Source organism: Amorphoplanes friuliensis DSM 7358 (assembly GCF_000494755.1).
In the GTDB taxonomy this organism is placed as follows: Bacteria; Actinomycetota; Actinomycetes; order Mycobacteriales; family Micromonosporaceae; genus Actinoplanes; species Actinoplanes friuliensis.
Genome location: NC_022657.1, coordinates 7,448,794 through 7,466,381, shown reverse-complemented (window position 1 = coordinate 7,466,381; position 17,588 = coordinate 7,448,794). Strand labels below are relative to the sequence as shown.

The 17,588-nt window shown below is 71.1% G+C and carries 13 protein-coding genes; 5 read left to right on the top strand and 8 right to left on the bottom strand.

Annotation, left to right across the window (positions count from 1 at the left end; genetic code table 11):
* Window positions 1–82: 82 nt before the first annotated feature.
* From AFR_RS34345 to AFR_RS34330, 4 genes are read right to left on the bottom strand one after another with little or no spacing between them, the layout of a single operon-like run.
* Entirely contained in the window at window positions 83–3,064 is a 2,982-nt protein-coding gene (locus AFR_RS34345) for a TIM-barrel domain-containing protein (RefSeq protein WP_023561430.1), read from the bottom strand.
* Window positions 3,065–3,095: 31 nt separating this feature from the next.
* Window positions 3,096–4,565 carry a hypothetical protein gene (locus tag AFR_RS44240; protein ID WP_023561429.1) on the bottom strand — a complete coding sequence of 490 codons (1,470 nt, stop codon included), beginning with the start codon at window positions 4,563–4,565 and terminating at the stop codon, window positions 3,096–3,098.
* Window positions 4,562–7,300: an ATP-binding protein gene (locus AFR_RS34335; protein WP_238547174.1), complete on the bottom strand. Its 2,739-nt coding sequence runs from the start codon at window positions 7,298–7,300 to the stop codon at window positions 4,562–4,564. The genes AFR_RS44240 and AFR_RS34335 overlap by 4 nt, the downstream gene beginning before the upstream one ends.
* The gene (locus AFR_RS34330) at window positions 7,267–7,470 is read right to left on the bottom strand and encodes a hypothetical protein (RefSeq protein WP_023561427.1); all 204 of its coding nucleotides are present in this window, start codon (window positions 7,468–7,470) and stop codon (window positions 7,267–7,269) included. The genes AFR_RS34335 and AFR_RS34330 overlap by 34 nt, the downstream gene beginning before the upstream one ends.
* Before the next feature lie 174 nt (window positions 7,471–7,644).
* Here AFR_RS34330 and AFR_RS44235 point away from each other — a divergent pair, with 174 nt between their 5' ends.
* Window positions 7,645–9,951 carry a putative bifunctional diguanylate cyclase/phosphodiesterase gene (locus tag AFR_RS44235; RefSeq protein ID WP_158510589.1) on the top strand — a complete coding sequence of 769 codons (2,307 nt, stop codon included), beginning with the start codon at window positions 7,645–7,647 and terminating at the stop codon, window positions 9,949–9,951.
* Window positions 9,952–9,960: 9 nt separating this feature from the next.
* Here the strand turns inward: AFR_RS44235 and AFR_RS34320 are convergent, their stop codons facing one another.
* Window positions 9,961–10,560 carry a hypothetical protein gene (locus tag AFR_RS34320; protein WP_023561425.1) on the bottom strand — a complete coding sequence of 200 codons (600 nt, stop codon included), beginning with the start codon at window positions 10,558–10,560 and terminating at the stop codon, window positions 9,961–9,963.
* 50 nt (window positions 10,561–10,610) lie between these two features.
* Here AFR_RS34320 and AFR_RS34315 point away from each other — a divergent pair, with 50 nt between their 5' ends.
* The 3 genes from AFR_RS34315 (at window position 10,611) to AFR_RS34305 (ending at window position 14,280) form a co-directional block, all read left to right on the top strand.
* The gene (locus tag AFR_RS34315; protein ID WP_041841362.1) at window positions 10,611–11,549 is read left to right on the top strand and encodes a GlxA family transcriptional regulator; all 939 of its coding nucleotides are present in this window, start codon (window positions 10,611–10,613) and stop codon (window positions 11,547–11,549) included.
* A gap of 78 nt (window positions 11,550–11,627) precedes the next feature.
* Complete coding sequence (gene gap / locus AFR_RS34310) at window positions 11,628–12,623, top strand: type I glyceraldehyde-3-phosphate dehydrogenase (protein WP_023561423.1); 996 nt, start codon at window positions 11,628–11,630, stop codon at window positions 12,621–12,623.
* Window positions 12,624–12,717: 94 nt separating this feature from the next.
* A complete protein-coding gene (locus AFR_RS34305; protein ID WP_041841361.1) occupies window positions 12,718–14,280 on the top strand; it encodes an FG-GAP repeat domain-containing protein in 1,563 nt (520 codons plus the stop codon).
* Window positions 14,281–14,283: 3 nt separating this feature from the next.
* Here the strand turns inward: AFR_RS34305 and AFR_RS34300 are convergent, their stop codons facing one another.
* Entirely contained in the window at window positions 14,284–14,622 is a 339-nt protein-coding gene (locus tag AFR_RS34300; RefSeq protein ID WP_023561421.1) for a winged helix-turn-helix transcriptional regulator, read from the bottom strand.
* A 109-nt stretch (window positions 14,623–14,731) separates the two neighbouring features.
* Here AFR_RS34300 and AFR_RS34295 point away from each other — a divergent pair, with 109 nt between their 5' ends.
* Window positions 14,732–15,436 (top strand): alpha/beta fold hydrolase, encoded by a 705-nt coding sequence (locus AFR_RS34295; protein WP_023561420.1) that lies wholly within the window; start codon window positions 14,732–14,734, stop codon window positions 15,434–15,436.
* 6 nt (window positions 15,437–15,442) lie between these two features.
* On the opposite strand, the gene AFR_RS34290 is transcribed toward AFR_RS34295, so the two are convergent.
* On the bottom strand, window positions 15,443–16,855 hold the full coding sequence (locus AFR_RS34290; protein WP_023561419.1) for a HAMP domain-containing sensor histidine kinase: 1,413 nt from the start codon (window positions 16,853–16,855) through the stop codon (window positions 15,443–15,445).
* Window positions 16,852–17,535, bottom strand: a complete 684-nt coding sequence (locus tag AFR_RS34285; protein WP_193786331.1) for a response regulator transcription factor — start codon at window positions 17,533–17,535, stop codon at window positions 16,852–16,854. Before AFR_RS34285 ends, AFR_RS34290 begins: the two co-directional genes overlap by 4 nt.
* Window positions 17,536–17,588: the final 53 nt, after the last annotated feature.

Below are 17,588 nucleotides of genomic sequence, written 5' to 3'. Positions count from 1 at the left end.
GACGGGACCTGCTTCCCGCCGGTCGATCCAGCCGGACCAACCGGATGGCGGACCGTCACCCACCGACCGGTGGAACTGCCGGTCAGCCGACGCTGAGGCTGTCGAGGTTGGCGCCACTCGCTCCCGTGGTGGTGGCGCGGATCCGGACTGCGGTGCCCGCGGGCAGGGAGACGGTGACGGTGGCTGTTCGCCACGTCTTCCAGGAGCCCGTGGGCGGGCAGGACAGGTGGGCGGCGACGATGGTGTCGTTCACCGAGATGCGCAGCGGGCGGTCGGTGGTCCCGCCGTTGGCGTAACGGAAGCCGAGCGGTTGCACACCGCCCGCCGCCACGGGGACGGTCCACTCGACGTGGTCGCCGGTGGCGTTGGTGAAGTCGGCGTAGCCGTTGCCGGTGTACCCGTTGTGCTGCGAGGCGAGTGTGGCCCCGCTCCGGGTGGCGTCCTCGGCCTCGTACACGACCTGCCGCGACGGGGCCGGGAAGGCCGCGCCGCTGGGCTCGACGGTCGCCGCGACACCACCGCCCGCACTGACGTTGATCATGGGGGTGACAACCGTGAGGATCCTGCGGGCCGCGTTCCAGACCTGGCCGCTGCCGTTGAGGATGGCTGCGGACTCGCCGGTGAAGGCGGGCAGGTTCGCGCCGGCGCCGACCCGCATACCGATCGGTGCCGTCAGGCCGTGCAGGCGAACGACGTAGCGGCGTGCGGCCGGGGCGCCGCGATAGGTGCCGGCCGGGTGGGCGACCACCACGCGAAGCGCGGCGTGGGTGTAGGTGAGCCCAGTTGTGGCGGCGGCGTTGCTGATGCGGAACTCCTCGGTCACGCCGTCGTCCTCGTACAGGGTGAAGGAGCCGTCCTGGCCGGTGTAGACCTCGAGTTCCAGCTGGGACTTGTCGAGGAACGCCGTGCTCTGGGCGTACCGGTACTTCGGCAGGATGCTGCCCGCGCGGACGTACATGATGATCTCGCCCGTGCTGGTGACGTATCTCTTCTCGGTGCTGTCCGAGCCCACGTTCTGCGCGTCGGACCAGAAGTCGTACCAGGTGTCGCCGGCGGGCAGCCAGACACGCTGAACAGCACCGTCGGTGTCCGTGGTCACCGGCATCACGATGATCGACGGACCCCACAGGTACTGCAGGTCGTGGGTGTACGCCATCGGGTTGTGCTGGTGGTCGATCACCATGGCCCGGGCCATCGGCACGCCGGTCGCGTGGGCTGTGTGGGCGATCGTGTAGAGGTACGGGAGCAGGGTGTAGCGCACTCTGGCGTACCGGAGGAACTCGGTCCTGCTGGCTGTGCCCTGGTCGATGGGCCAGCGGGACGCGGCGAGGCCCTGCGCACCGGTGTCGCCGTTGGAGTGCGGCCGCCAGATCGGTGACGTGCTCGCCCACGCGGCCACCCAGTTGCGGTAGAGGCCGTCGGAGATGACCGCGCCGAAAAAGCCGCCGGCGTCGATGTTGGCGAAGGGGAAACCGCCCAGTCCGGCGTTCTGCATGCCGCGGATCTGTTCCTGCATCTCCGTGTAGTCGGAGTTGATGTCACCCGTCCACAGGTGGCCGTAGCGTTGCTGACCGGCCGTCGCCCCACGGGTGAAGATCCACGGCCGGCGAGTGTGCCCGATGTGGCCCGCGGTGGCCGGATCCCAGCCCTCCTGGCCGGCGGCCTTCTGGCAGTAGAGGAAAAACGCGTTGCGCAGCTCCGACCATCGCTGGCCGTTCGCGGCGAGCGCGTCGTAGGGGATCGGGCCCATCTCGTCCGGCTCGTCGATCCACAACGCGTCACCCGGAAAACCGAGGGCGGGATTGAAAGCCTTGGTCCAGAACACGTTCCAGGCCCAGGCGCGCGTGGCCGGGTTGCTCCAGTCCGGTACGGCGTCGTTGTCGGCGACCCCGGCCAGGTCCGCCGGGCGGAAGCTGTAACCCGGAGGCGGACCACCGACCCAGCCGGCCATCTCGTTGGAGTTGTTGCGGTTGTAGTCCAGCGTGGTGAGGATCCCGTGCTCGTCGGCCCAGCGTTTGAAGGCGGCCGGATCGGGCCAGCGCTCGGGGCTGAACTCGAACCACGACCCGCCCCACGCGCCGGTGCCGGCCCGCCAGCGGTTGTCGTGCACCTGGACGTCGAGGGGGAACCCCGCATCGCGCAGTGCGGTGATCCGTGACGTCCACCAGCTCTGATCGCTGACGGCCGGGAAGTTCTTGTCCGACAGCTGAAGGCCGAACATACCCAGCCGTGGGAAGCGTGGCCGCCCGGTCAGCTGCGTGTACCGGTCGAGCAGTTTCGGGAACTCAGGCCCCTTGATGAGGAAGTAGTCGAGTTGCGGCCGGGCGCCGGACGCGCCGTGCCCGTCGGCGGAGAACTCGTACGTGCCGCCGTTCCCGAAGTTGAAGGTGGTGTCGAACGTGGTGTTGAAGAAGACCGCATAACCCCGTGAGGACAGGTACATCGGGACGATCGCGGGCGCTTGGTCGACGTGGCTGGACTGCAGGCCGTAGTTGTGCGAGACGATGTCGCCGGTGCGGTCCACCTTCGGGGCGCGTCCGTACAGACCGTGCCCGGCCTTGACGAAGCGCTCGCCGGCAGCGGGGGGAGTGAACGTCTGCCGGACCACGGTGCCACCCCAGCTCACACTGTGGGTGGTGTCCTCCCTGACCAGCGCGGCGTTGTCGTTCCTGCTGGAGAACTCCACGCGGAGCGGGCTCTTCCGCAGCACCACCCGGACACCGTCGGCCGGCGCGGTCGTGATGGTGAACGCGTCACCGCTCTCGGTCACCTGCAGCGTGCCGCCCATTCCGGAGTGACTCGCCGGATCGACCATCTCGTAACGGTTGTCGGCAAAAAACACCTCACCGTTGCGGACAGCGCGGACCCGGACGACATGCCCCCCGTACGCGGTGATCCTGAGCTGTTGCCCGGTCGAACTGGTCACCGTCAGGCTGCGCGAGTCGACGACGTGGCTGCCGTAGTCCGTCAACGTCTCGTCGGCCAGAGCGCGGCCGAGGGGCAGCGCCGGCACACCCACGGCCAGTCCGGCCACCTTGAGAAAACTCCGGCGTGACGGCTGCATGCCATCACATTGACTCACATCAATTCATGTGTCAACGCAGACCAACACGACCGAACAGATCCGCGAGGAAGCGGTCACGGTCGTCGCCGTGAGCAAGTGCGGCGTTGTAGGCGGCATCGATCGCGGCGCCCAGAGGATCGTCGTTCGCCAGAGCCGTCAGTGCCGGGAAGGCAGCGGCCTGCTGCAGGATCTCGCTCACGCCGTGCCCGGGGAGATGCATCGGGACGGTCGTGTGCGGCACGTCAGGATCGGACAGCAGCCGGTTGAAGCCGGCGACGCCGAGGCTTTCAGGTAAAGGCTGTCCGGCCTCGGCGGCGGTGAGGATCTCCGCGATCCACCCGATGCCTTCCAGCCCGGCCACCCGCATCGCGCGGCGGGCCGCCCAGCAGGCCACCTCGCGGCACCGGGCGCCGGGCAGTGTCTCGAGGGCGTCCAGTACCGCGCGATCGACCAGTGCCAGCGATCGGGCCTTCCCGGGCAGCTTCCGCATGCGGTCCGACGGCGGGCGGCCTCCCCACTGCGCGGCGTCCCGCTCGTCTGCGAGGCGTCGCGACCTCTCGGCCCGCGCTGCCGCCTTGGCCGCCTGCGCCCGTAAGGGTTCCGACCACGGCAGCGGCCCAGGAGCGTCGAGCAGGTGATCCCAGATCAGTCCGACGGCGGATGCGTGCCGGCCGAGCACACCCTCGTGCCGCAGCGTGAAGCCGTCGGGGCCCGAGGTCAGGCGTACGGTGCTCGGCTCCTCGTCCGGCAGGGTGGTCAGCGGCTTCGGGAAGATCGGGTCCGCGGCGGTGGCCCACGACCACGTCAAGGTCGTGTCGTCGATCCGTTCCAGCCGGATATCCAGGTCGCCGACCGGCAGCACACCGACCGGCAGCTCGACCGGACCGGCCCGATGGCGCACCACGGCCACCCGGGCCAGACCGGTGCTGTCCTCGTACGGGTCGGGCGGGAGTGCCGCCAGCAGGGCCGGGCGGCCGGACCGGCGCCGCACCAGCGACAGCATCGCCCACTCGGCGGCCTTCGCCGGCTTCTGCTCCCACTCGCGGGCCTGCGGGTCGGCCACCAGCGTGCGCCAGGGTGTTTCGTCGGCCACCGCCCAGACGTGGATCTCGTGCTGCTCGGGCGGGTCGTGGTCGGTGCGCAGACCCTCACGCAGACGGTTGCGCGCGTGCAGGCGTACCCGGATCAGCCCGCGGGGGACGGCGATGTCGGTGAGGGTCTCGGTGAGGCCGCCCATCAGGCCGACGACCGACAATCGGCCGCTGGGACACCACAGAGTCGCCTCGCTGATCGCGTCCCAGCCCACCTCGGCCCGCGCCGGTGGTTCGCTGTGGACGCGGGCGCGAGCGTCGATCCAGCCGGTGTGGGTGCCGCAGAAGCCGGTCAGCCGGCTCGGGCCGTTGAGGTGCAGCAGGTCGTCGCCGAGGGTGTAGATCTCCAGGCCCGGGGCGCCCGGGACCGCGGTCACCTCGTACTGGCAGTAACTGACAAAAAGCTTCATCGTCGTCCGATGAGGTCGCTGACCTCGGTACGCGAGGAGGCGCCCAGCTTGCGGAGGATGTTCGAGACGTGGACCGCGGCGGTTTTCGGGGAGATGTAGAGGCGGCGCGCGAGTTCCGTGTTGGTGAGCCCGTCGCTGATCAGCACCGCCACCTCGCGTTCGCGGGGTGTCAGGGCGGCCGGGCCGGTGATCGCGGGGGGTGCGTCGGCCGGGGCCATGCCGAGACGGGCCCGGACCTGGTCGAGCTGGGCCACGCGCCAGCCACGCCATCCGGCCAGCAGCGGCACGGCCGCCTCGACGTAGGCGGTGGCTTCTCCACGCCGGTCGTCCGCGAGCAGGCAGCGGGCCGCGGCGACGCGGACGGTGCCGCGATAGGCGGGGTGGAGGATGTGGGCCTCGAGCACCGATTCGTAAGCGGTGAGCGCCTCGGCGTGCCGGCCGTGTGCCTCGGCGAGCTGGGCGCCGACGAGGGTCCGGAAGGCGTCCCAGACCTCGGCGTCGAGCAGGGCGGCGGCCATGTGGTCCAGCCGGTCCGCCGGCAGGCCCAGCTCCAGGGCGGCCGCCACCAGGTTGTGGGCCTGTTCGCCGCTGCGCCAGTTCTGCGCGGTCAGGGCTTCGAGGAGGTCGTCCAGGGTCGACTCCGCACGGGGGAGGTCCGAGCGGCGGCAGGCCAGGTGGAACGCTAGGCCCGGGATCGTGGTCGGCGGGTTGTTGGGCACGGTCTCCAGGTCGGCGATGAGCTGAGTGACCCGGTCCAGCTCGCCGGCTTCCAGGTAGAGCCCGGCGAGGAAGACACCGTGGTAGTCGGCCCACCGGCCCCGGCGCCGGTAGCTGCGGTCCTGTTCGCGTCCCTCCTCGAGCGCCGCGATCGCCGCGCGGAGGTCGCCGGCCCGCATGGCCAGCCGGGCGCGGCCCTGGAAGTAGGTGGCGACTGCGAGCGACTCGAAACCGGCACGCTCGGCGTCGACCCGCATGCGTTCCAGGGACTCGGCGTAGTCGGCCGGCGAGGCGGGCGGCACGGCCTGGACGAGGATGTCGAGCGCGCGGGCGGCGAGGACCCACTCGCCCGCCTTCTCGGCCTCGTCGACCAGGGCGGACAGGATCTCCCGGCCCGCGGTGGCGGTCTGCGGGCGTTCGGTGAGCGTCGACCCTTTCTCCAGCAGGGCGGCCAGGCGGATGGCCGGCAGGTCGAACTCGTCCGCCAGCGCCAGCGCCCGGTCCGACCACAGCAACGCGCCGTCGAGGTCGTCCCGCAGGTACGCCGACTGCGCGATCGCTGTCATCGCCCGGGCCTGGTCGGCACCGGGCGGAAGCTGGGCGATCAGGGTCTCGATGTCATGCGTCAGCGCGCGCATCGCCCCGGTCTCGCGGGACTCCCAGGCGAGGCGGACCAGCAGGTACAGCGATTCGGCGCGGTCGGTCGTGGTGGTGGCGAGGTCCCGCCAGCGCCGGCCGTAGCGCAGGGCGTCGTCGAGCAGACCGGCCAGCCAGGCCGCCCGGGCCCCCGCGGCCAGCAGCTCGGTGTCGTCGGACGCCTCGTCCAGGCCCATCTCCGCCAGCTGCAGCGCCTGGTAGGCCGAGCCGATCGACAGGTAGAGCGCGGCGCCCCTGCGGGCGGCGGTGACCATGTCGTCGTACCGGCCGGCGCCGCGGGCGTGGTGCGCCACCATTGCCGGGTCGGAGGCGCCGCCGCGCAGCAGGACGTCGAGTGCCGTCTCGTGCAGCCGGCGGCGCTGGCGGCCGAGCATCTGGTCACCGATCGCCTCGCGGACCAGTGCGTGGCGGAACGCGAACTCGTCCTCGCCCGACTCGACCAGGACACCCCGGGTGACCAGGTCCCGCAGGACGGCGATGAGCTCGTCCTCACCCGTACCCGTCACGTCCGCGAGCAGGTCGAACGGGATGCGGTGGCCGAGGACGGTGGCCGCCTCGACGATGCGGTGGCTGAGCGGTTCGAGATCGTCGACCTGCCGGCGCAGCACGTCGGCGAGACTCCACGGCAACGGCTGATCGACCAGCGCCTCCACGTCGTACCCGGGCAGAGCGCGCAGCAATTCCTCGAGGAAGAAGGGATTTCCGCCGGTGCGGTGGTGCAACGCCGTCGCGGCGCGCAGCGGCGCCGGCGCGCCGGTCGCCGCGGCCAGGAATGCCGCGGTCTGCGTGGGGGACAACCGGTCCAGGCGTACGTGGGTGAGCGTGTGCCGCCGCTCCATCCGCGCCAGCAGGCCGGCCACCGGCTGCCGGCGGGTCACCTCGTCGGGGCGGTACGTGCCGACGAGCAGCCGCGGCCCCCGCTGATCGGCGATGCGCTCGAACAACGCCGCACTCTCGGAGTCGGCCCAGTGCAGGTCCTCGAAGACGACAACCGCGGGGGAGTCGCCGATCAGACCGGCCAGGACGGCCAGACCGGTGTGCAGGCGCTCGACGGGGCTGCGCCGCGGGTCCGCCAGGGCTGCCAGTTGTTCCTGGTCGACCTCCGGGCGGCCGTCGATGGCGTCCAGGAGCACCTCGTACGGCCGGGACAGCGAGCCGGGCTCCGCCTGGCCGACCAGAACCACGGTCTCAGGAGGCAGGACCGCCATCAGTTCGTGCACCAGGCGGGTCTTGCCGATGCCCGGTTCGCCCGCGATGAGTGCGACCGCGGGCTCGCGTGCCGCAGCGAGCCGCGCCAGCCGGCGCAGCTCGCTCTCACGCCCGATCATCACCGGGCCGGCACCGCCACGGAGGGTTCGCACGACGCCAGGGTACCGGTGGGGTGTCCGCGCACCGCTGTGGCTTTGCGCGCCCTGCGGGCCGCGCGGGCCGCACGGGCGATGGTGAGCAGACGTCCCCGGTCGGCCTCGGCGATGAGCTCACGACGGCGGTCGTTCGCCAGGACGAGCAGCAGATCCGGATGCATGAACATGGCTTTCTCCCTCGTTCTTCTCGGCTGATGGGTCAATCCTCGGCCGGTAAGGGGGTCTGCCACATCGGACGGGCTTACCTAGATCTGCTGGTCAGGGCGGTACCGGGTCCACTACGCATACCTAGAGGACTTGTTCAGGTCACCTGCGGAGGCCGGTCGTGGGACCGTAAGATCGTGAGATCCGAGACGAGGTTGCCGCTCGCCCTGTGGGTGGCCGTGGCCGTCGCCTCGGTTCTTGTCGTCCTCGCGCCCCTGGTGTCCACGCTCGGGGGCCTGGCGACGCTGATGCTGGGCAGCGCGATCCTGGTCATGGCCTCGATCGGCCTCGGCGTCCGCCTGCACCGGCCCCGATATCCGCGGGCCTGGTGGCTGATTCTCGTCTCGGTGGCGCTCGCCCTCGTGGGCAACGTCATCTGGTCGACGGTCCTGCCGAGCTCGATCACGTCCGACGCGGCGGCGATCAACGTCATCTACGGCATCACCTATCCCATCCTCTGCGCGGGTGTAGCGCTGCTGCCGAACCACCGCCGGCCGGGTGCGGCGATGATCGGCATGACGGAGAGCGCGATCATCGCGTGCGGCGTCGCGGTGGTCTGGTGGATGCTGTTCGTCGATCCGCGGCTGATCGACACCGGCGGTATCGAGACCCAGGCCTACCTGCTGGTCGAGCCGTTCCTGGATCTTGTCCTGTTCGGTCTGGGCGTACGCCTGCTGTTGTTCAGCGACTCGCACGCGGTGTGCTACTGGCTGGTCGCCGCCTCCTGCGCGGCCCGTCTGGCGGCCGACACCGCCTATCTCACCTACGGCAGCAGTGCCGGTTTCCCGACCGCGACCAGCGTGATCGGCTGGGTGGTCTGCAACGGGCTGCTCGCGGTCGCCGCCCTGCACCCGTCGATGGCGCGGACCGTCCCGCTGCCGGCGAACGAGATCACCGGCCGGTACAGCGCCACCCGGATCTACATCGGTACGGTCGTGGCCACGCCCGTGCTGACCGGCATCTTCCTGGTGCGCGAGGGTCTCAAGGACACCCTGAGCAGCCTCGACGTCGTCGTACCGGTGACGGCCACCGCGGTGACCTCGGCGCTGGTCGTGCAGCGGATGCGTCAGCTGCACCGGGTCGCCGCCCGGCGGGCCACCGAGCTCGAGCAGGCCCTGAACACCGGTGAGGTGCTCCAGCAGGAGCTGCTGTTCCGGTCGTCCCACGACGCGCTGACGGGCCTGCCCAGCCGGTCCGTGCTGCACCAGCGGCTCACCGCGGTCCTGGCCGCCGATCCCCGGGGCGCGTTGCTGCTGCTCGATCTGGACAAGTTCAAGGACGTCAACGACCGCTTCGGGCACACCGTCGGCGACGACCTGCTGGTGGAGGTGTCCGCCCTGCTCCGGGAGGAGACCGGCGGCAGCCTGGTGGCGCGCCTGGACAGCGACGAGTTCGCCGTCCTGCTCACCGACGCCGGCCCGGACGAGGTCCGGGCGACCGCCGAACGGGTGCTGGCGGCGCTGAGGCGGCCGGTACGCGTCCAGGGCCACGAGATGTTCGCCACGGCCAGTGCCGGGCTGCGGGACCTGGCGGACGACCTGCTGTCGGCGGACGTCGTGCGGGACGCCTACGTGGCGCTGCACGCGGCCAAGGAGGCCGGGCGCAACCAGCTCGCGCTCTTCGACCGGGAGCTCAGGGCGAAGCGGCTGGAGACGGCGAGGACGGTGGAGCGGCTGCGCGGGGCGATCGACCGCGACGAGCTGCTGGTGTACTACCAGCCGCTGATCCGGCTCGCCGACGAGCGCATCACCGGTGTCGAGGCTCTGATCAGGTGGCAGCCGGCGGGTGAGCGGATGATCCCGCCCGACCGGTTCATCGGCGCCGCCGAGGACAGCGGCCTGATCGTGCCGATCGGGGCCTGGGTGCTGCAGGAGTCGTGCCGGGTGGCGGCCGGCTGGCATCGCCGCCACGGGACCGTCGTGTCGGTCAACGTGTCACCGCGGCAGCTGCGCGAGCCCGACTTCGGCGCGATGGTGCTGGACGCGCTGCGCTCGTCGGCGCTGCCCCCGGAGGCGCTGATCCTCGAGATCACCGAGGGCGTGCTGGTCAACTCGGGTGTTGCCACCGAGCAGGCGATCAGCCACCTGAGCATGGTGCGCTCCCACGGCGTACGGGTGGCGATCGACGACTTCGGCACGGGGTACTCGTCCCTGGCCTATCTGCGGGACCTCCCGATCGACCACATCAAGATCGACCGGTCGTTCATGCCGGCGCCCGGTGTCACCGACCCGGCCTCCCGCAACCTGGTGAAGGCCATCATCGATCTGGCCGCCGGGCTCGAGTTGAGCGTCATCGCCGAGGGTGTCGAGACCGCCGAGCAGGTGACGCTGCTCCGCGAGCTGGGATGCGAACGGGCCCAGGGTTTCTACTTCTCGCGCCCGGTGCCCGAGGCCGACGCGGACACGCTGATCGCCGAGGATCACCACGGCACCGTGCGGGCCTGAGCGGCAGGGCTACCGGGAGCGCTGCCGCCGGAGGGTCACCGGGCCCGCGAGAACGGCGACGAGGGCGGTCAAGGCGAACCCGATCAGCGCGGCCGCCCACAACGGCCCGACGGCATCGACCTCACCGGTGGTCCTCGGATCGACCCGGCCGCCGCGGTCGACGACCACCTCGACCTGCTCACCGATCGCCAACTCGTCGCTGTCCTCCACGAGCTGACCGGGCACGGGTACGCCGAGCAGGGTCGTCAGCGCGTACCGGTAGGTGGTCGAATTGCCGGACCGTTCCTGGACGGCGACCCCGGCCACGACGGCGCTGATCCGGTCGCCGTGCACGGCCAGGACGGTGGAGTGGGCGGCATAGCCGGTCACGATCACGAAGGTGGCGCCGGTGAAAGCCGCACACACCTGCAGCCACAGGCGGTAGCGGGTCAGGAGATGACCGAGTGCCAGCGCGCCCACCACGGCGAAGGACACGACGATCACCGCGCCGTCACCCGGCAGGTGCACGAACACCATCAGGGCCGCGATCAGGGCGGCCGCGACATAACACCCCAGGAACGCGACGACCTGGCCGGCCGCGGTGCGCGGGCCCCGGAGCGAGAACTTCACGGGCCGAGTATGGGCACTGCCGGCAATCCCCGGCATGTCATCGTGGCCCTATGAATCATCGCGTTGCCGTGCTGGTGCTGGACGGGGCCAAGCCGCTCGACGTGGGCATTCCGGCGCAGGTGTTCGCCAACCGCCCGACCATGCCCTACCAGGTTTTCGTCTGCGGGGCCGCGTCCGGGCCGGTGGCCGGCGGTGACGGGCTGTCCTATCACGTGGCGGAGGGGCTCGAGGCGTTCGAGCACGCCGACACGATCTTCATCCCGGGTTACCGCCGCCCGGCCACCAGCGAGCCGCCGGCCGCGGTTGTCGAGGCGCTGCGGGCCGCGCACTCCCGGGGCATCAGGCTGGCCGCGATCTCGACGGGCGCGTTCGCGCTGGCGGCGACCGGGTTGCTGGACGGCCGGCGAGCGACCACCCACTGGCACTACACCAGGGCCCTGGCCGAAAAACATCCTTCGGTACGCGTGGACGAGAACGTCCTGTTCGTGGACGAGGGGAGTGTCCTGACCTCGGCCGGCGCGGCGTCCGGCATCGACCTCTGCCTGCACCTCGTGCGGCAGGACCACGGGGTCGGACTCTCCAACATCGTGGCGCGGCGGCTGGTGGCAGCGCCCTACCGCAGCGGCGGCCAGGCGCAGTACGTGCCCCGCAGCGTCCCCGAGCCGCTCGGTGACGTCTTCGCCGGCACACGGGAGTGGGCCCTGGCCCGGCTCGACGAGCCCCTCACGCTCGCGGCGCTGGCCCGCAACGCCCAGGTGTCGGCGCGTACCTTCTCGCGGCGGTTCGTGGAGGACACCGGCTACACGCCGATGCAGTGGGTGCTGCGCGCCCGGGTCGACCTGGCGCGCGAGTTGCTCGAACGCACGGACCTCGGCGTGGAGCAGGTCGCCGCACGGGTCGGCCTGGGAACGGCGTCCAACCTGCGCCTGCACTTCCACCGGATTCTCGGGACGTCACCGACGGAGTACAGGACGACGTTCTCTTCTTGATCTTGATGGCGAGATCCTTGCGCATGGTGGCTCTCAAGCCACTTTCGGCCGGTCCGCCCGGCCCCGGACGATGAACGCATGACTCGCATCGCTGTCAACGGATTCGGACGCATCGGACGCAACACCCTGCGAGCCCTGCTGCAGCGCGACAGCAAGCTCGAAGTGGTGGCGATCAACGACCTCACCGCTCCGGAGACCTCCGCCCACCTGCTCAGATACGACAGCGCGCTGGGACGGCTCGGCCGCCCGGTCGAGGTCGGACCGGACGGCCTCACGGTCGACGGCCGCCACATCCGGGTGTTCGCCGAGCGCGACCCGGCTGCCCTGCCCTGGGCCGACCTCGACGTCGACATCGTGCTCGAAGCCACCGGCCGCTTCACCGCCGCCAAGGCCGCCCGGGCCCACCTGGACGCCGGTGCCCGCCGGGTCCTGGTGAGCGCACCCTCCGACGGCGCGGACGTCACGCTCGCCTTCGGCGTCAACACCGGCGCCTACGACCGCGACCGGCACCTCATCGTCTCCAACGCCTCCTGTACGACCAACGCGCTGGCGCCGCTGGCCTCGGTCCTCGACGATTTGGCCGTCATCGAGCACGGGTTCATGACGACGGTGCACGCGTACACGCAGGAGCAGAACCTGCAGGACGGACCGCACCGCGATCTGCGCCGGGCCCGTGCCGCGGCGGTGAACATCGCACCCACGACAACCGGTGCGGCGAAGGCGATCGGCAAGGTCCTGCCGCGGCTCGACGGCAAGCTGACGGGCGACTCGATCCGCGTACCGGTTCCGGTGGGCTCGCTGGTGGAGCTCAACACCACGGTCGAACGGCCGGTGGGCCGCGACGAGGTGCTGGCGGCGTACCGGGCCGCGGCCGGCGGCGCGCTGCACGGCATCCTCGAATACACGGAGGATCCGCTCGTTTCCAGCGACATCACCGGAAATCCGGCTTCGGCGGTTTTCGACGCCGCCCTCACCCGCGTCGACGGGCGGCACATCAAGGTCGTGGCCTGGTACGACAACGAGTGGGGCTTCGCCAACCGCGTCATCGACACCCTGGAGTTGATGGCGGGCTGACGTCCATCGAAAATTGTGGCCCTTCTGGGGCAGCGGCAACCACCGTCCTCGGGGGAGAATCGGACGAGCACTGACGCCGGCGCCAGGGAGTGATGTGAGAAGTCCTGCTCTGCCCCGGGTGCTGGTCGCTGTGACACTCGCTGCCGGATCGGGCTTCCTGGCTGCACCGGCCCGCGCCGAGGGACCGCTGGTCCCGGCCGCGCCCGCGCTGCAGAACGCCCCGATCCGGCACGCCCCGTGTGTGGCCGGCGGGCCGACACGGGCCGACAAGAAGACCGCCGACCGTGTGCGGTCGTCCCTGAACGGCCGGCGGCTCGGCCGATCGGTGTCCGCGCAGAGCATCTCGTGCGCCCGGGCGATCGTGCGCAACGTCCAGGCCAGCGGGCTCGGGTGGCGGGCCGCGGTGATCGCCGTGACCACGGCGATCACCGAGAGCACACTCCACAACTACGTCGTCGCCGTCGACCACGACAGCCTCGGCCTCTTCCAGCAGCGCCCGTCGTCGGGCTGGGGGCGTCCCGGTCAGCTCGTCGATCCGGGTTATGCCACCCGCGCTTTCCTCAACGCGATGATCCGCAAGCACCCCTCGGCCGGCTGGACGACCGGTGACATCGGACAGATCTGCCAGCGCGTGCAGGGGTCGGCCTACCCGGAGGCGTATGCCCCCGAGGTCCACGACGCGCAGCTCATCGTCGCGGAGCTGTGGACGCGCGCTGCCGCCCCGGACCCGACCGGGACTGCGGCCGCGCCGGCCGTCGTCGACAAACCGAAGACGCCCAAGAAGCCCAAGGGGCCCTTCCAGAATCCCCTCGTCACGACCGTGACCGGCATGGGCTCGACGGACGCCCGCAGCGACATGGTGACGGCCGACTGGAATGCCAACGGCACCACCGACCTGGCCGTGGTGCAGCGCAACGGCACCGGCAGCGGCCAGACGGAGCTGTTCATCTTCGAAGGCGCACCGACCTTCCAGCGGCACTTCCAGCGGCTCCTGCTGCACACGGCCACCGTGCTCGGCCCGACGGACGAGCGTCACTCGTTCTCCCTGGCCGACTGGAACGGCGATGGTCGCCTGGATCTCTTCGTCGTGCAGAAGTCCGGCACCGCCAGCGGGCGCACGGAGCTCCGGATCGTCGACGGCGCGTCGAGCTTCCGCAGTTACCTGCTGGAGGTCAGCACCGGTTTCGGCCCCGGCGACGACCGGCACGCGTTCTCCGTGGCCGACTGGAACGCCGACGGCAAGCAGGACCTCGTGATGATCCAGAAGTCCGGCAACACCAACGGCCGCACCGACATCCGTGTCCTCGACGGCGCCTCGAATTTCCAGCGCTACCTCGTCGACACCCCCACCGCGCTCGGTCCCACGGACGACCGCCACGAGGTGTCCGTGACCGACTGGAACGCCGACCGCCGCCTCGATCTGGTGGTGGTGCAAAAGTCCGGCACGGCCAGCCGCAAGACGGAGGTGCGGGTCCTGGACGGCGCGTCGACCTTCCGCCGCACCCTGGTCAAGGCCACCACGGCGCAGGGCCCGGCGGACGACCGCCACGAGCTCCTCGTCACCGACTGGAACCGTGACGGCCGCCCGGATCTGATGGTCGTGCAAAAGGCGGACACCGTCAGCGGCTGGACCGAGGCGCGGGTGCTCGCCGGCTGATCGTCAGTCGCCGGGGCGTGCGTCGTAATCGGCGCGGGCCTCGGTGATCCGGGGCAGATAGTCGGTGCTCCACCGCAGCAGCGGCGTCGCGGCCTCCAGCATCGCGGTGCCCATCGGGGTCAGCTCGTAGGTGACGTTGGGCGGCATGACCTGCAGCACCGTCCGGGTCACGATGCCGTCGCGTTCCAGGCTGCGCAGCGTGACCGTGAGCATCCGCTGGCTGATGCCCTCCAGGCCGCGCTTGAGGTCGGTGAAGCGGCGAGGCCCGGCACCGAGGTCGGAGACGACCCGCATCGACCACTTGTCCGCGACGACGGCTTTGCAGCCCCCGCGTGCAGCCATGGTTACCTCCAGAGAACCGGGGCACGCAAAAGTGCCTGATTGTCAGCGTACGAGGACGCCCAGAGGATGGTCACCAGAAGGTACCGCCCCTCGAAAGACAAGGCGTTCCATGAGCACATACCTGCTGGTACACGGTGCCTGGCACAGCGGACGGGCGTGGGACCGGGTGGTCCCGCTGCTGACCGCGGCCGGCCACCGCGTGCTCGCACCGTCCCTGACCGGCTACGGCGACAAGGCCCACCTGCTCGGCCCCGAGGTCGGGCTCGACACCCACACCGACGACGTGGTCGCACTGATCCTCGCGGAAGACCTCACCGACGTCGTGCTGGTGGGCCACAGTTACGCCGGGATGGTCATCTCGGCGGTGGCCGACCGGCTCCCGGACCGCGTCGCCCACCTGGTCTACCTCGACGCGATGGTCCCGGCCGACGGCGAGAACGCGGCCGACGTCATGCCGGTGACCCAGGTCCTCATCGACCTCGCCGCACAGTCCGGCACCCCCTGGCGCATTCCGCCGCTGCCGGAGCTGCCGCCGCCCGCCGGCCTCTTCGGCGTCACCGATCCGGCCGACGTCGCCTGGCTGCGCACGATGCTGTCCGACCACCCGGTGCGCTGCCTGCAACAGCGGGTCAGCCTGACCGACCCGGCTGCGGCCACGATTCCGCGTACGCACATCCACTGCGTCGGCTTCGAACCCGAGGGCTTCGAACGGCGGCCGGTTCCCGGTGCCGAGGTGTGGGAGCTGACCAGCGGTCACGACTGCATGGTCACCGTCCCGGCCGAGCTCACCGAGCTCCTGCTCAAGCTGAGCTGACGGCGTTCAGCGGTCGGCCGGGGCCGCAGCCGGAAGGTCGACCCGAAGCAGCGCGCCGCCGCGTGCGGAGCGGGCGACAGCGGCCCGGCCGCCGTGGGCGTCGACGACCCGCTGCACGATCGACAGCCCCAGACCGGATCCCGGCAACGCCCGGGCGCTGTCGGCCCGGTAGAACCGGTCGAACACCCGCGGTACGTCGGCGGCGTCGATGCCCGGCCCGGCGTCGTCGACCTCGAGCACCGCCGACGCGCCCTCGGCCCGGAGCCGGACCTGGATCGGCTGGTCCGCGGGGGACCACTTGCCGGCGTTGTCGACGAGGTTGAGCACCGCCCGCTGGAGCGCCGCGGGACGCCCGCTCACCCACACGGAGGTCACGTCGAGCGCGACCTCGATGTCGGGCACGCGGGAACGCGCCCGGGTCGCGGCGGCCACCACCACGTCGGCGAGGTCGATCAGCTCGGTGCTCTCGTCGCTGACGTCACCGCGCGCCAGGTCGGTCAGCTCGGCGGCCAGGGTGCTCAACTCGGCCAACTGGGCACCGAGATCGTGGAGCAGCCGGGTCCGGCTCTCCGCCGGCAGTGCGCTGTCCAGGGTGCCGCGCCGATCGAGCCGGATCAGCAGCTCGACGTTGAGGCGCAGGCTGGTGAGCGGGGTCTTCAGCTCGTGGGCGGCGTCCTCGGCGAGCAGCCGCTGGGACCGGCGGGAGTCCCGGAGCGCGGCGAGCATGTCGTTGATCGCCTGGATCAGCCGCCGGATCTCCCCGCCGCCCTCGTCCGGGATGTCGGCGTCGAGATCCCGGGTGTGCGCAACACGTACCGCGGCGGCGGTCAGCCGGTCGATCGGTGCCAGCCCGGTCCGCGCCACGGTACGCCCGACAAGGCCGCCGCCGACCACGCAGAACAGCCCGATCAGCAGCATCCCGAACCCGAACTCGTTGACCGGGCTGTCGTCGGCGAGGTCGGCCACCTGGACCGCGCCGCCGCCCGCCCGCAGCGTGTAAACGCGGTAGCCGTCGTTCCAGTCGGTCGACTCCAGCAGGTCGCTCGATGCGCCCTGCGCCACGCGCCCGGCGCCCCCGCTGACCGGGGGCAGTGCGGGTTGCCCGGCCGGCGTCCGGATCGACCCGTCGGGCAGGATGACCCGCACCAGCCGGCCGGACCCGGGATACGGCGGTAGCTCGACCTGCGCCAGACCGGCGCGCTCGGCATTCGCCGCCAGCACGCGGGAATCGGCGCGTAGCTGCTCCGCGGCGGTGTCCCGCAGCTTTCGGTCCAGCAGCTCGCTGGCCACCTGGAAGGACACGAACACACTGACCCCGATGGCCGTCGCCGCGATCACCGTCAGCCTGGTCCGCAGGGATTGCCGGCGCCACCACCGGGTCAGCCGGCGCAAGCCCCGTCCGGCGGCGCCCCCGCTCACGGAGGAGTCTCCCGCAACGTGTATCCCAGGCCGCGCAGCGTGTAGATCAATCGCGGCTCACCCTCGGCCTCCATCTTGCGGCGCAGGTAGCTCACGTACACCTGAAGGTTGTTGGCGGTGGCGCTCATGTCGAAGCCCCAGATCGCCTCGAACAGCGCATCGCGGGTCAAGACCCGGGTCGCGTTGCGAACGAGAACCTGCAGCAGGGAGAACTCGGTACGGGTCAGTCGCAACGGCCGTGCGCCACGCCAAGCCTCGAACCTGTCGGGATCGAGCCGGACGTCGGCGAACGACAGAATTTGCGACTCCCCATCACCGGGCGCGCGGCGGCGCAGCAGGGCCCGCACCCGGGCCAGCAACTCCTCGGTGGCGAACGGCTTGGGCAGATAGTCGTCGGCGCCCGCGTCCAGGCCCGCGACCCGGTCGGAGACCTGGTCACGGGCGGTCAGCATCAGCACCGGCAGATCCTGGCCCGCAGCCCGCAACCGCCGGCAGGTCTCCAACCCGCCGAGGCGCGGCATCATCACGTCGAGGATCAGCAGATCCAGCGTGTCACCGCCGGCCCCACCGACCCCGTCGAGCACAGCGAGACCGTTGGCGACGGTGCTGGTGTCGTAACCCTCGACCTGCAGCACCCGCTCCAGCGACTCACGGATGGCCACCTCGTCATCCGCGATCATGATCCGCACGCCGGCCTGCCCCTTCCCGTTGATGCTTCTGCCGGTCACTCTCC

Coding starts and splice junctions, on each gene's coding strand:
- AFR_RS34345 (WP_023561430.1), bottom strand. CDS start 3,064: ATGCAGCCGTCACGCCGGAGTTTTCTCAAGGTGGCCGGACTGGCCGTG.
- gap (WP_023561423.1), top strand. CDS start 11,628: ATGACTCGCATCGCTGTCAACGGATTCGGACGCATCGGACGCAACACC.
- AFR_RS34315 (WP_041841362.1), top strand. CDS start 10,611: ATGAATCATCGCGTTGCCGTGCTGGTGCTGGACGGGGCCAAGCCGCTC.
- AFR_RS34300 (WP_023561421.1), bottom strand. CDS start 14,622: ATGGCTGCACGCGGGGGCTGCAAAGCCGTCGTCGCGGACAAGTGGTCG.
- AFR_RS44240 (WP_023561429.1), bottom strand. CDS start 4,565: ATGAAGCTTTTTGTCAGTTACTGCCAGTACGAGGTGACCGCGGTCCCG.
- AFR_RS34295 (WP_023561420.1), top strand. CDS start 14,732: ATGAGCACATACCTGCTGGTACACGGTGCCTGGCACAGCGGACGGGCG.
- AFR_RS34330 (WP_023561427.1), bottom strand. CDS start 7,470: ATGTTCATGCATCCGGATCTGCTGCTCGTCCTGGCGAACGACCGCCGT.
- AFR_RS34285 (WP_193786331.1), bottom strand. CDS start 17,535: ATGATCGCGGATGACGAGGTGGCCATCCGTGAGTCGCTGGAGCGGGTG.